Source organism: Pseudomonas antarctica, from assembly GCF_001647715.1.
Lineage (GTDB): Bacteria > Pseudomonadota > Gammaproteobacteria > Pseudomonadales > Pseudomonadaceae > Aquipseudomonas > Aquipseudomonas antarctica_A.
Window position 1 is genome coordinate 5,362,306 of record NZ_CP015600.1, and the last position, 13,568, is coordinate 5,375,873.

At 60.6% G+C, this 13,568-nt stretch carries 9 protein-coding genes and 1 pseudogene; 3 read left to right on the forward strand and 7 right to left on the reverse strand.

Annotated elements, in window-relative coordinates; all coding sequences use genetic code 11:
* Positions 1–3: 3 nt before the first annotated feature.
* Both cyoB and cyoA read right to left on the reverse strand, forming a co-directional pair.
* Positions 4–2,022 carry a cytochrome o ubiquinol oxidase subunit I gene (gene cyoB / locus A7J50_RS24360; protein WP_064454075.1) on the reverse strand — a complete coding sequence of 673 codons (2,019 nt, stop codon included), beginning with the start codon at positions 2,020–2,022 and terminating at the stop codon, positions 4–6.
* A 3-nt stretch (positions 2,023–2,025) separates the two neighbouring features.
* The gene (gene cyoA, locus A7J50_RS24365) at positions 2,026–2,967 is read right to left on the reverse strand and encodes a ubiquinol oxidase subunit II (RefSeq protein WP_064454076.1); all 942 of its coding nucleotides are present in this window, start codon (positions 2,965–2,967) and stop codon (positions 2,026–2,028) included.
* Positions 2,968–2,994: 27 nt separating this feature from the next.
* Here cyoA and A7J50_RS32155 point away from each other — a divergent pair.
* Positions 2,995–3,285 (forward strand): annotated as a pseudogene (locus A7J50_RS32155) (hypothetical protein).
* 474 nt (positions 3,286–3,759) lie between these two features.
* Here A7J50_RS32155 and A7J50_RS24370 read toward each other — a convergent pair.
* Together A7J50_RS24370 and hmpA are read right to left on the reverse strand one after the other, a co-directional pair.
* Positions 3,760–4,266 (reverse strand): disulfide bond formation protein B, encoded by a 507-nt coding sequence (locus A7J50_RS24370; protein WP_064454077.1) that lies wholly within the window; start codon positions 4,264–4,266, stop codon positions 3,760–3,762.
* 233 nt (positions 4,267–4,499) lie between these two features.
* On the reverse strand, positions 4,500–5,681 hold the full coding sequence (hmpA, locus tag A7J50_RS24375) for an NO-inducible flavohemoprotein (RefSeq protein WP_064454078.1): 1,182 nt from the start codon (positions 5,679–5,681) through the stop codon (positions 4,500–4,502).
* A gap of 147 nt (positions 5,682–5,828) precedes the next feature.
* Between hmpA and norR the strand changes: the two genes are divergently transcribed.
* Positions 5,829–7,376, forward strand: a complete 1,548-nt coding sequence (gene norR / locus A7J50_RS24380; protein WP_064454079.1) for a nitric oxide reductase transcriptional regulator NorR — start codon at positions 5,829–5,831, stop codon at positions 7,374–7,376.
* A 129-nt stretch (positions 7,377–7,505) separates the two neighbouring features.
* Here norR and A7J50_RS24385 read toward each other — a convergent pair whose 3' ends face one another.
* Positions 7,506–8,408 (reverse strand): DMT family transporter, encoded by a 903-nt coding sequence (locus A7J50_RS24385; protein WP_064454080.1) that lies wholly within the window; start codon positions 8,406–8,408, stop codon positions 7,506–7,508.
* A gap of 138 nt (positions 8,409–8,546) precedes the next feature.
* On the opposite strand from A7J50_RS24385, the gene A7J50_RS24390 reads away from it, so the two are divergent.
* Positions 8,547–9,425, forward strand: coding sequence for an AraC family transcriptional regulator (locus A7J50_RS24390; RefSeq protein ID WP_064454081.1), 879 nt, complete (start codon positions 8,547–8,549; stop codon positions 9,423–9,425).
* Between the two features lie 4 nt (positions 9,426–9,429).
* Here the strand turns inward: A7J50_RS24390 and A7J50_RS24395 are convergent, their stop codons facing one another.
* Positions 9,430–11,928, reverse strand: coding sequence for a LuxR C-terminal-related transcriptional regulator (locus A7J50_RS24395; RefSeq protein WP_064454082.1), 2,499 nt, complete (start codon positions 11,926–11,928; stop codon positions 9,430–9,432).
* Between the two features lie 259 nt (positions 11,929–12,187).
* Positions 12,188–13,546, reverse strand: a complete 1,359-nt coding sequence (locus A7J50_RS24400) for a DUF1329 domain-containing protein (RefSeq protein WP_064454083.1) — start codon at positions 13,544–13,546, stop codon at positions 12,188–12,190.
* Positions 13,547–13,568 lie beyond the last annotated feature (22 nt).

Consider the following 13,568-nt stretch of genomic DNA (forward strand, 5'->3'; position numbering starts at 1 on the left):
GGTTTAAGCCTGTTCCAACGAGGTTTCTACACGGTTGGCCGGGATTTTCTTCTCGGCTACCAGGCGAGCGTGTTGCTCGGCTTCGATGCGCTCGATCGTTTCGACCGGCACCATGTAGCCTTGATCATCACGGGCAGCGTGAATGATGAAGTAACCGATAGTGCCAACCAGGCCCACGATTGCCAGCCACCAGATGTGCCAGATCATCGCGAAACCGAACACGGTCAACAGCGCACCCATCACCACGCCAGTGGCGGTGTTGTTTGGCATGTGGATCGGCTCGTAGTGCTTGGGCTGCTGGTACGCAGTACCGTCTTCCTTCGCTTCGGTGAACGCATCGATCGTGTTCGCAGTAGGAATCACAGCGAAGTTGTAGAACGGCGGTGGCGACGAAGTCGACCATTCCAGGGTGTGGCCATTCCATGGGTCGCCGGATTCGCACATGTTCTGCTTGCGATCACGCACGCTCACATACAGTTGGATCAGCTGGCAGGCGATACCCGCAGCAATCATCACCGCACCGAACATGGCGACGTACAGGTACGGCACCCACTCAGGGTTGGTCGTAGCGTTCAGACGACGGGTCATGCCCATGAAGCCCAGAGCGTAGAGCGGCATGAACGCAACGAAGAAGCCCGAGATCCACAACCAGAATGCAGCCTTGCCCCAGCCTTCGTGCAGCTTGAAGCCGAACGCTTTCGGGAAGTAGAAGCTGAAACCAGCGATGTAACCGAATACAGCACCACCGATGATCACGTTGTGGAAGTGAGCGATCACGAACAGGCTGTTATGCAGTACGAAGTCAGCACCCGGGATGGCCAGCAGTACGCCAGTCATGCCGCCGATGGCGAAGGTCACCATGAAGCCCAGGGTCCACAGAACCTGGCTGGTGATACGCAGACGGCCGTGGTAGATGGTGAATAGCCAGTTGAATAGCTTCACCCCCGTCGGGATGGAAATCAGCATCGTCGCCAGGCCGAAGAAGGCGTTGACGCTTGCCCCCGAGCCCATGGTGAAGAAGTGGTGCAGCCAAACCATGAAGCCCAGTACGGAGATCGCGCCGGAGGCGTAGACCATCGAGTGGTGACCGAACAGGCGCTTGCCGGTAAAGGTCGAGATCACTTCAGAGAAGATACCGAACGCTGGCAGGATCAGGATGTACACCTCAGGGTGACCCCATGCCCAGAACAGGTTCACGTACATCATTGGATTGCCACCAAGTTCGTTGGTGAAAATGTGGAAATCCAGGTAACGGTCAAGCGACAGCAGCGCCATGGTAGCGGCCAGGATCGGGAACGAAGCCACGATCAGGACGTTGGCCCAGGTGCAGGTCCAGGTGAAGATCGGCATGTCCATCAGTTTCATGCCAGGGGCGCGCATTTTCAGGACGGTGGCCAGGAAGTTGACCCCCGTCAGTGTCGTCCCGAGTCCTGATAACTGTAGCGCCCAGATGTAGTAGTCCACACCTACGCCAGGGCTGTACTGGATACCCGACAATGGCGGATACGCAACCCAACCGGTCTTGGCGAATTCGCCGACGCCCAGCGACAGGTTGATCAGCACAACGCCGGACACCAGCAGCCAGAAGCTCAGGGAGTTCAGGAACGGATAGGCAACGTCACGCGCACCGATCTGCAGCGGCAAGGCAAGGTTCATCAAGCCGGTGAAGAATGGCATCGCCATGAAGATGATCATGATCACACCGTGAGCGGTGAAGATCTGGTCATAGTGTTCAGGCGGCAGGTAGCCAGGCGAACCCTCGGTGGCCATGGCCAACTGGGTACGCATCATGATGGCGTCGGCAAAACCACGCAGCAGCATGACCATGGCAACGATGACGTACATGACACCGATTTTCTTGTGGTCGACAGACGTCAACCACTCGGTCCACAGGTAGGTCCATTTCTTGAAATACGTGATTGCAGCAAACAGTGCCAGACCACCCAGCGCGATCATGGCGATGGTCACCATCACGATCGGCTCGTGGAACGGGACCGCATCCCAACTTAATTTACCAAACATCGTTTACTCCTCTGCCCCAGCAGTTGAATGCGAGCCCGTGTCAGAACCTTCAACCACGGCCACTTCTTTCTTCTCGTGCTTGACCGGCTTGCCTGGCTTCATACCTTCGTACTTGTCGACGATTTTCTGAAACAGGTCCGGCGTGTACGCGGAGTACAGAGCGGCTGGGTTGTTCTGGCTTGGTTTGGCAAGGGCATCGTATTCAGCTTGATCAAGCTGTTTAGGTGCGGCCTTGACTTTGGCTACCCAGGCGTCGAAATCTTCCTGGCTTGTCGAGATCGCTTTGAATTTCATGCCGGTGAAGCCAGCGCCGCTATAGTTGGCGGAGATGCCTTCCATTTCAGCTTTCTGGTTGGCGATCAGGTGCAGCTTGGTCTGCATGCCTGCCATTGCGTAGATCTGGCCGCCCAGAGCTGGGATGAAGAACGAGTTCATCACGGCGTCGGAGGTGATCTTGAAGTTCAGCGGAGTGTGTTCCGGGAACTGGATTTCGTTAACAGTGGCGATACCCAGGTCCGGGTAGATGAACAGCCACTTCCAGTCCAGCGCAACCACTTCGATGTTGATCGGCTTGACGTCGGATTCCAGCGGACGGTACGGGTCCAGTGCGTGGGTGGACTTGTAGGTCACATAACCCAGGGCAATGATGATGAGGATCGGCACCAGCCACACTGCGACTTCGATCTTGGTGGAGTGCGACCACTTCGGCGCGTAGGTCGCGCTGGTGTTCGACGCACGGTATTTCCAGGCGAAGGCGAAGGTCATGATGATCACGGGGACCACGACCAGCAGCATCAGCAGGGTGGCGGTGATGATCAGGTTTCGTTCATCCAGACCGACCTGTCCTTTTGGGTCGAGCAAGGTCCACTTGCAGCCTCCCAGCATTAACATCATGCCAAGCAGCGGCAAAAAGCCTAGTAATCGGGGGTACCTGTTTTTACTCATCTCACGACCTCTAAAGCAGCTTGCGCAATGCAGTTGGGTTTTGATCGCCAACACTTCACCCTGCCAAGGGTTGGCATTTCTCTTCGATTGAATAAGAGCCTGCCCGGCACGCCATAAATGGACGTTTCACGGACCTGCGGTGAGTTCTTATTCGATTTCGTGGTTAAAGGCCTTGTTACAGACCAATTCCATTTGGTGCGGAAAGTTGAAAGGCTGCCGGAACCTGGGGTCGCACAGAGCCATCCATCTGCCCCTCGACCGCTCCAATGCTCAAATATTGAACAGCACCGGACATCCAGTGCGGGCGATTGTAGTTAGCTAGCGATGTATAAACCATGTCTTATAAAGAAATAATTTTTATCGATTCCAGCAACAATCCTTCACCATTCCTGCAAAGGTTCGCGATCTTATCGTGTTGGATTCTCCACAAAAACCACAAAAATTGCCGTGTTATTGAGCACAGCCCCTCAACCCTTACACGCTGTAAGGGCATGCAAAACGCATCCAAGTCCCCATAATACAAGGCATTCGGACATCACCGAACGGCTCGAACCATGCGGCACTCGCGGCATCATTCAAACCACGAACTGACAGCACAATTTGGCCGTGTGGCGCAAATTTAAGGGCAGGCCCGACGCACCAGAAACGTCCTGCGGCGGCTTCCGTGTGACAACATGTCGCACGCTGCGCGCACCTCAAGTTGCCCCTCGTCACAGCGCTTTCACAAATCCCTACAAACAAAAACGCCCCGGCCTTCCTTCAAGGAGGACCGGGGCGTTTCAGTGAACGGGCTCAGGCGTTGGGTCGACGATTCCGGTAAATGCCCAGTGGCACCAGAATCACCGTCAGCACGAACGCCACCAGCGCCCATTGCGCCAGCGACAGGCCGAGGATCGGCGGGTACGGCGTGCTGCAGAAGCCATCGACCTGGAACCCCAGCGGGAACACCTTGGCCAGCGGCAAGTCATCAACAATCGGCTGCAGCACATCGATGCCGCAGCTGACTTGCGGGAAGAACTGGGTGTACACATGGTGGCCGGCCGCAGCGACGCCGCCCAGCGCACTGAGTACGACCAACCCTTCAAACAGCGTGACTGCGCCTTTGCGGCGCATTGCAGCCCCGATGAACGCAAATACCGCAATCAATAACAAGGCATAGCGCTGCAAAATGCACAGCGGGCACGGCGCCTCGCCCAACACGACTTGCATGTACAGCGCACCGCCGATCAGCGCCAGGCAGATGATGCCCAGCAACACCAGAAAGCGCCGCTCCCTGCCTATACGCAATTCGTCACTCATCCCCGTTTCCCTTTACCTGATTATGGTTTATGCCTGATGGCCGCAAGTTTACACACAGGGGATGGTTAAAACAGAAGGGGGTTAACAGCGGATTAATCAGGGGGAAATGGAGGAGCAATGTGGGAGCGGGCTTGCTCGCGAAGGCGGCGTGTCAGTCGACATTTTAAGTGACTGATCCACCGCTTTCGCGAGCAAGCCCGCTCCCACAATTGGGCAGCGTCGTTTCCGGACAATTATTCCAGCGCCGCAGCCGGGCCGAAGAACTCGTAACGGGCTTGTTGCTCGGGAACGCCCAGAGCCTTGAGGTGGCGTTTGATCGCCACCATGAAGCCTTTAGGGCCCAGGAAGTAGGCGTCCAGGTCGCGTTGTTCGGGCAACCATGCCGCCAGTTGCTCCTGGCTCAGCATCCCGACCTTGTCCGCCGCAGGGCTTACGCCGTCGTCCTCGGCATAGCAGTAAAAGCGTTTGAGTTGCGGATGCCTGGCCGCCAGGGCGTCCACCCAATCACGGAACGCATGCACCCCGCCGTTACGGGCGCAGTGGATAAAGTGCACCGGGCGCTCAGTCGCCAAGGCCGCTTCGAGCATTGGCAGGGTCGGGGTAATGCCCACGCCACCGCTGATCAACACCAGCGGTTTATCGCTGGCGACCAAGGTGAACTCACCCGACGGCGGGAACAGGTCAATGGTCGCGCCGACGTGCATTTGGTCATGCAGGAAGTTGGACACCCGGCCACCGGCCTCGCGTTTGACGCTGATGCGGTAAAGGCCCGCGTCGCTCAAGGCTGACAAGGAGTAATTACGGCGCACTTCTTCGCCGTCAACCACCAGCTTCATGCCAATGTACTGGCCCGGCGCGGCGGCCAGGATCGGGCCGTTGTCCACCGGGGCAAAATAGAACGAGATGATCTCGTCACTCTCCTCCACCCGCTTCACCAGCAGGAACGGCCGTGCACCGCGCCAGCCGCCCGGGGCCTGGGCTTTTTCGTCGTAGATGGCGGCTTCGGCGCCGATCAGGATGTCGGCCAACTGGCCGTAGGCAGCGCCCCAGGCGCTCAGCACCTCAGGCGTGGCAATTTCGTTGCCGAGCACTTCGGAGATGGCGCGCAGCAAGCAGGCGCCCACAATTGGGTAGTGCTCCGGGAGGATCTGCAAGGCCACGTGTTTGTTAATGATTTTGGCGACCAGGTCGCCCAGTTGGTCCAACTGGTCGATATGCCGCGCGTACATCAGTACGCCATTGGCCAGGGCGCGGGGTTGGTCGCCGTTGGCCTGATTGGCCTGGTTGAACAGCGGGCGAACCTGCGGGTACTCGCTGAGCATCATGCGGTAGAAATGCGTAATCAGCGCTTCGCCGCCGCTTTCCAACAGGGGCACAGTGGATTTGACGATGGCACGTTCTTGGGCACTAAGCATGGCAGACTCCTGGGTCTTATTACTGAATGCCTTTACTTACTCAGTATTCATGCCAACTTAATATTGTTTATTTTTCAATGACTTAAATATTAAGTAGTCAATATGACCTCCTACGCAATATAGTCACAAGGACTACAAGGAGTCATTATGACTGCGCAATCGCTGCTCACCACCCTGCTGCCCCTCGTCGCCGACCTGTCCCGCGAACTGCCCGAAAGCGAGCGCTATCGGCGCCTGCTGCAAGCCATGCGCGCCCTGCTGCCATGCGACGCCGCTGCGTTGTTGCGCCTGGACGGTGAATGGCTGGTGCCCCTGGCGGTGGATGGTTTGAGCCTCGACACCCTCGGTAGGCGCTTCAAGGTCAGCGAACACCCGCGCTTCGCCGTGCTGCTGAGCAGCCCCGGGCCTACCCGTTTTGACAGCGACAGCGAACTGCCCGACCCCTACGACGGTTTGGTCGATGGCCTGCATGGGCACCTGCAAGTGCACGACTGCATGGGCTGCCCGCTGTTTATCGACGACAAACCCTGGGGCCTGCTGACCCTCGACGCGCTGGACACCGAGCGTTTCGAGCGCGTCGAACTGGATGCCCTGCAAGCCTTCGCCAGCCTGGCGGCGGCCACGGTCACCGTGGCCGAACGTATCGAGCGCCTGGCATTGCGCGCCGAAGATGAGCATCAGCGTGCCGAGATCTACCGCCAGGCCAGCGGCCAGCAGCACAAGGAAATGATCGGCCAGAGCAAGGCGCACAAGCGTCTGGTCGAGGAAATCACACTGGTCGGTGGCAGTGACCTGACCGTGCTGATCACCGGCGAGACCGGCGTGGGCAAGGAGCTGGTGGCCCAAGCCATTCACGCAGCATCGCCCCGCGCGGATAAGCCGATGATCAGCCTCAACTGCGCCGCCCTGCCGGAAACCCTGGTGGAGAGCGAACTGTTTGGGCATGTGCGCGGCGCCTTTACCGGCGCGCTGAATGAGCGTCGCGGCAAGTTCGAGCTGGCCAACGGCGGTACCTTGTTTCTGGATGAAGTCGGCGAATTGTCGCTGACCGTGCAGGCCAAGCTGCTGCGCGTGCTGCAAAGTGGCCAGTTGCAGCGCCTCGGTTCGGACAAGGAACATCAGGTGGATGTGCGCCTGATCGCCGCGACCAACCGCGACCTGGCCGAAGAAGTGCGCAATGGCCGCTACCGTGCCGACTTCTATCACCGCCTGAGCGTGTACCCGCTGCAAGTGCCGGCGTTGCGCGAACGCGGTCGCGATGTACTGCTGCTGGCGGGGTTCTTCCTGGAGCAGAACCGCTCGCGCATGGGCTTGGGCAGCCTGCGCCTGAGCAGCGATGCCCAGGCGGCATTGCTGGCCTATAACTGGCCGGGCAACGTGCGGGAGTTGGAACATTTGATCGGACGCAGCGCACTTAAGGCCCTGGGTAACTGCCGCGAGCGTCCGAAAATTTTGAGCTTGAATGCGCAAGACCTGGACCTGCCCGACGTCAGCGCGCCGCCGGAGATCGAAGCCCAGGCCGAGGCAGTCCCGGTTGTCACCGGCGACCTGCGCCAGGCCACCGAGCATTACCAACGGCAAATCATCAGCGCCTGCCTGGAACGCCATCAGCACAACTGGGCCAGCGCCGCCCGCGAACTTGGCCTGGACCGCGCCAACCTGGGCCGCATGGCCAAGCGTCTGGGCCTCAAATAAACCAACGGGGTTGCCAAGCGGCGGTAGACACCTCGGTCCATGTGGGAGCGGGCTTGCTCGCGAATGCGGCGTGTCAGGCAACAACTCTGGCACTGATACACCGCTTTCGGGAGCAAGCCCCCTCCCACATTAGATTGCCTTCGCCTTGTAGACAGGACTCACAGGCTTGGGCTTACGAAACACCAGCACATTCCCCAACATCACCAGCACCAACCCCATCAGCGCCGGGGCCGTCCACTGATACCCCTCGGCAAACGCCGACACATTCAGCGCCACCACCGGGAACAACACCGTGCAGTACGCCGCGCGCTCCGGCCCCATGCGGCCAACCAGCGTGAGGTAGGCGGTAAAACCAATCACCGACCCCGGAATCACCAAGTACCACAATGCGCCGACATAACGCGCACTCCAATCCATCTCGAACGGAATCCCGCGCACCGCGCAGTAGGTTGCGAGCATCGCCGAGCCATACGCCATGCCCCAGGCATTGGTGGTCAGCGGCTTGAGCCCGGCCTTCTGTTGCAGGCTGGAGAGCATATTGCCCGCCGAAAAACACATCGTGCCCAACAAGGCCAAGCCCAGGCCGAGCAAGGTCTGTGGGCTGGCAGTGTGCCCCGCCAATTCCGGCCAGAACAAGAAACCCAGGCCCATCAACCCGAGCGCGCCGCCCATCAACACGTTCCGCGCAACCCGCTGGCCAAAAAACACCCGGGCATTGAGGGCGTTCCACAGCGTGGCCGTGGAGAACACCACCGCGACCAGGCCACTCGGAATCCACTGGCTGGCGGTGAGAAAGCACATGAAGTTGACGCAGAACAGGCACAGCCCTTGCGCCAGGCAGATCAGGTGCCCGCGGCGGTTCATCACCTGCAACTTGCGACTCAGCAGCAACAGTACAAACAGCACCAGCGCCGCCAGGCCAAAGCGGTAGACGATCGACACCGGAATCGCCACGACGCCCAGCTGCCACTTGAGTGCAATCCACGTGGTGCCCCAGATCAGCACGGTGAGTAAATACAGGAAAAGGTTCATAGCGGGCTCCGTCGATTGAGCCACAGTGTCACCCGTCACCCCGGGAGCGCTCTTGCACATTCTTGCGCTTTTGTCGGGCAGTGGGCTCACAGCGCCAGCGGCGCGGAGTAGGATGCAAGGCGTCGGAGAGCACACGCCATGCCTGATCTGGAATCCCTGCAAGTCTTTCAAGCCCTCAACCGCTCGCCCAACGCTCGCCTGGAAGCCTGCGCCGAGCTCGGTGACGGCTTGTCTGCGGCCTTGTGGAGCAACCATCACGACTCGCAGGATTACCAGGCGCCCAGCCATCACACCTTGTCCTGCTACATCGGCGGCGGCACCGGCACCTTTCGCCGCGACCAGCCGGGCACCAAGGGCGGCCCCGACAAGCTGTGCATCCTGCCGGCCGAACACCAGTCGGCCTGGGTGATCAACGGCGAGATCCGCCTGGCCCACGTGTATTTCAGCCCGGAACAATTCGCCCTCGGCTGCGTCACCCTGCTCGACCGCGAACCACGCGAACTGCAACTGCGCGAAAGCACGTTTCTCGAAGACGCGAGCCAGGCCCGGCGCTTTCACCAATTGATCGCCCTCAACTGGCACGAGCCCGCCGAGCGCCTGCTGACCAGCAGCCTGGCCCATGAAATGCTCAGCCACACCTTGCTCAGCCAGGTAGGCGCGCGTGACGGCCTGCGCCTCAAAGGCGGGTTGGCCGCGCATCAGCGGCGGCTGTTGGTGGACTACATCGACCACCACCTGGAGGAACCGATCAGCCTGGGGCAACTGGCCGGCCTGTGCGCGCTGTCGGAATACCATTTCGCGCGGATGTTCCGCCAAAGCTTCGGCTTGCCGCCCCATCAATACCTGCTGGCGCGACGGCTGGTTCGTGCACAAACCCTATTGCGCGGTGGCGCCCTGCCCCTCGGTGACATTGCCTGGATGTGCGGTTTCTCCAGCGCCAGCCACTTCACCCATCGTTTTCGCCAAACCATGGGCGCGACGCCCGGTGAATACCGCCTGGCCTTCTGCACCGCCTGAACCGTCAACCCCGCATCAAGCCTAACGTCTTGGCTTTGGCCACCGCCTGGGTGCGTCGCTCCACGCCGAGTTTGCTGTGAATACGCCGCGCGTGGGTCTTGACGGTGTGCAGCGAAATAAACAGCCGATCGGCAATTTCCAGGTTGGAGTTGCCAAGGGCGATCAAATGCAGCACTTCCAGCTCGCGTTGGCTCAGGGGGTTTTCTGCCACGCCGCCGGGCGACGCCGGTGTCTCCAACCCCAGCTCACTCAATAACCCGGGCGCGCGCAAGCGCAGCTCGCGAATGGCTTGCTGCACCTGGCAACGCGCCGCCAGTTCCAAGCCGGTTTGCAGGGCGTGACGGGCCAGGGCCGTATCGCCCAGGTGCCAGGCCACTTCGCCCAGCACGAGGTGCAATTCGGTTTCCAGGCACAGCATGCCGCGTTGCCGGGCGGTGTCGAGCAAGGCATTGAGCCGCACCATGGGTTGGTCGGCGCAGCCCAGCCGAACCTCGGCCAGCACCAGCAAATACTCCAGGCGTGGAATCAATTCCAGCGTGGCCGGCGGTGCCTGTCGGGCCTGCGGCCCACGGAAGTGGCGCAACACCCGGCGCACCGCCTCCACGGTCAAGTCGGCGCGGCCCTGCTGCAACCAGAAGTGGCCACTGACCAGCAGCAACACCGCGCGATACACCGAGTCCGGCACCTGGCGTTGCTGCATCAAGCGCTCGGCTTCGCGCAGTTGAATAAAGGCCTGGGCGTAATCGCCATGGTTGGCCGCCAGCAGTGCCAGGCCGAGAAACCCGTACAGCACGCGTTTGTCCTGGCTGTGCAGACACATAGTCAGCCCGGCCTCGAAACACTCGCCGGCGAGTGCGTCCTGCCCTTGGCGCAGCGCCAAATGCCCGCGCCGCAGGGCGATGCGCCCCACCAATGGCCCGGCCTTGAGCCGCTGCTGCATCAGCATCGCCTGCACATTTTCGAGCAGGCTTTGCGCCCGATACGGGGCGCCGCGTTGTTCCAATAATTGCGCGTGGTCCAGCTCCAGCAACGCCTCCAGTACCAACGAGCCGTGGGCCCGCGCCAGGCACAGGGCTTCGCGGTTCAACGTTTGGCCGACGTCCAATTCACCGCGCAGCAAGGCTTGCTGGGTCAGGCCCGAGAGGCACATCACCCGCGACGTCCAGGCGTTATCGGGCAAGGCTTGCAAGGCCTCCAGAAAATGTTCGCGGGAACGCTCGGCATCGCCGCCCAGATGCAACAGCCAACCCCATTGCGCCTGCCAGCGGGCCAACAAATGGCGCTGTTGCGCTGCGCTGGGTTGCGGGGCAAATCGGGCAAGCTGGTCGATGCACACGCCCGCCTGGTCAAAACGCCCGGCAAACAGCAGCGCCGCCGTCAACAGCCCCACCAGTTGCGCGGAACCGAGCATCAAGTCATCGCCATGCTGCTCATGCAGGCGCAACAGCAGCAGCGCGTTCTGCTGGCGGAACAGGTCTTCAAAACTGAAGTGCTGTAACAGGCTCACCGCCACTTCGTACTCTTCGGCCAGCAAGGCCTGTTCAAACGCGGCTTGCCAGTCGCGCTCACCGGTAAACCACTGGCAGGCACGCCGATGCCAGGAGCGCTTGGCCGGCCAGGGCTCATCGCATAGCAATCGCGCCAGCGGCGGGAACACTTGAAGCCAATCGGTGGTGTCTTCCCATGGCTGGATAAATGCACCCAGTGCCTGCAAATCCCGCAGGTACTGATCGCCGTCGCCAGAGCCGAACAGGTGCTCACACAAGCTCGGGTTGAAACGCGGCAGATGCGCCAGCACACGCCAGGCATCCGCCAGTTCGACCGGCAAGGTACTGAATAGCTCGTGCTGCAGGTAGTCGAGCAAGGTCTTGTCCGGATGACCGTCGCCCAGCAGGGCGATACGCACACCCGCACACCAACCGGCGCTGAACTGCATCACGCTGTCGACAGTCAGCCCGGGGCCAAGCAATTGCTGGACCTGCGCGGGGCTGAATGCCAACTCACTGCACTCCAACAACTCATCGTCGAGCAACAGCCGTGGCCAGTTGCACACCGGCCGGCGTCGCGCGCCCAGCCACCAGGTCAGTGCCGGGTTGGCGACGTTGAGTAAACGATCGAGCAACGCGTCCAGCCCAGGCGCGGGCAGACGGCAGAAGTCATCCAGAAATATCCACGCCGCGTGCTGCCAGCGGCTGAGGTCGAGCAACAAGCTGGCTTCATCGACAAAGGGCAGCCCCAGGTTGTGCGCCAGACGCTCACAAAATTCGTAGGGGCTGAGGACCGCGCCATTGAGCGGCAGCCAGTAGACCTGGCAGCCTTTCGGCGCCTGCAACGCACATTCTGCGAGCAACGCACTCTTGCCACTGCCGCCCGGCGCGCAGAGCAACTTGACCCTGACGGGCGCTGCGAGCAAAGGCTCGGTCAGGCGCGGGCGCAACAGATGGTGAGCGGACAGCCGTGGCATGAATCCAGGACGGTCCAGGCAGCGTGTCATGGCGGTCATTGCTGCATCCTGCTTTTTATTGTTATGCAACCTGACGCCTACCCTAGTCCTGTGGTCGGCGGTTGTTGAAGAAGTATTCAGCGGGGTGATTGGCAGGCATAAAAAAGCCGGGATTCCACTTCACCCTAAAGTGGAAGACGGTCACTGTGGGAGCTGGCTTGCCTGCGATGGCGATGTAGCAGTGACAGGTGGGCCGGCTGACCCACCTCTATCGCAGGCAAGCCAGCTCCCACAGGTTGATTGCATTTCAAATGGAAGATCAGCGAACGCCCGTAGACCTCAACGCCGCCGGCGTGTAATCCGCCGCCTTGGCCGCAAAGCCGAACACGAAGCTGCTCTTCTCCTCATTTTTCATCCCCAGCGCGATGTAGCGACCGGCGATGATGTCGTACAGGGTTTCCACGGTGTAGGCCGGCACCTGGTGGTCGTAATAGAACTGCGCATGGCCTTCGGCAACACGCCACAGCTGGCCACGGCCGTCGTAGTGGTCCACCAGCGCGACTTGCCAGCTGTCCTCGTCAATGTACATGTGGCGCTTGGCGTAGATATGCCGCTCGCTCGGCTTGACGGTGCCGACCACTTCCCACACCCGGTGCAGCTCGTAACGGGTGAGGTCCTGGTTGATATGCCCGGCCTTGATGATGTCGTCGTACTTGAGGGTCGGCGAGTCCAACTTGTAGCTGTTGTAAGGGATGTACATCTCTTTTTTGCCGACCAGTTTCCAGTCATAGCGGTCGGGAGCGCCGGAGAACATGTCGAAGTTATCGGTGGTGCGCAGGCCGTCGGAGGCAGTGCCTGGGCCGTCATACGACACTTGCGGCGCACGCCGCACGCGGCGCTGGCCGGCGTTGTAGATCCAGGCCAGGCGCGGTTCTTTCACCTGGTCGAGGGTCTCGTGCACCAGCAGCACGTTGCCCGCCAACCGCGCCGGGGCGGTGACCGATTGTTTGAAAAAGCTCAACACGTTGGCCGCCTTGGCCGGGTCGATATCCGGGATAGCCTGCGGCACCGCCACTTCTTCCTCGAAGCGGATCGGCGTGTAGCTGCCGTTCGTCTGCGGGGTGGCCTGGGTGATGATGCGTTTCAGGTTGCCGCCGTGGTAACGGGTGATGTGGTTCCACAGCACTTCCACGCCATTCTTCGGAATCGGGAACGCGTAGTAGCGGTTGCCGGTGAAGTTCTCCAGGCCGTTGCCGTCGTTGATCGCGTGCACATTCAGGGCGCTGCGCTTGATCGACTCATAGATGTCCGGCGGCAGGTTGACCGTGCGGTGCGTCGGGTACACCGGGATCTTGTAGGTCTCGGGGTAGCGCTTGAACATCGCCACCTGGCCGTCGGAGAGTTTGGCCTTGTACTTGTCCACCGTGGCGGCGGTAATCACGAACAGCGGTTTTTCATTGGCAAATGGGTCGGCGAGAAAGCCCTTGCTGTCCACTGCGCCGGCGTTTTTCGGGATGCCGCCCGTCCAGGCCGGGATTGAGCCGTCGGCGTTGCCGGCTTTTTCGGCGCCGACCGGCGTCAGGCTGGTGCCGAGCTTGGCGGCCTCTTCGGGCGACACGGCGGCCAAGACTTGGGCAGCCAGCATACTCAGGGCCATCACTGCAAATAGCTTACGCATAGGTTCTTGTCCTTCCTTAAAC

Coding starts and splice junctions, on each gene's coding strand:
- cyoB (WP_064454075.1), bottom strand. CDS start 2,022: ATGTTTGGTAAATTAAGTTGGGATGCGGTCCCGTTCCACGAGCCGATC.
- cyoA (WP_064454076.1), bottom strand. CDS start 2,967: ATGAGTAAAAACAGGTACCCCCGATTACTAGGCTTTTTGCCGCTGCTT.
- A7J50_RS24370 (WP_064454077.1), bottom strand. CDS start 4,266: ATGAGTGACGAATTGCGTATAGGCAGGGAGCGGCGCTTTCTGGTGTTG.
- hmpA (WP_064454078.1), bottom strand. CDS start 5,681: ATGCTTAGTGCCCAAGAACGTGCCATCGTCAAATCCACTGTGCCCCTG.
- norR (WP_064454079.1), top strand. CDS start 5,829: ATGACTGCGCAATCGCTGCTCACCACCCTGCTGCCCCTCGTCGCCGAC.
- A7J50_RS24385 (WP_064454080.1), bottom strand. CDS start 8,408: ATGAACCTTTTCCTGTATTTACTCACCGTGCTGATCTGGGGCACCACG.
- A7J50_RS24390 (WP_064454081.1), top strand. CDS start 8,547: ATGCCTGATCTGGAATCCCTGCAAGTCTTTCAAGCCCTCAACCGCTCG.
- A7J50_RS24395 (WP_064454082.1), bottom strand. CDS start 11,928: ATGACCGCCATGACACGCTGCCTGGACCGTCCTGGATTCATGCCACGG.
- A7J50_RS24400 (WP_064454083.1), bottom strand. CDS start 13,546: ATGCGTAAGCTATTTGCAGTGATGGCCCTGAGTATGCTGGCTGCCCAA.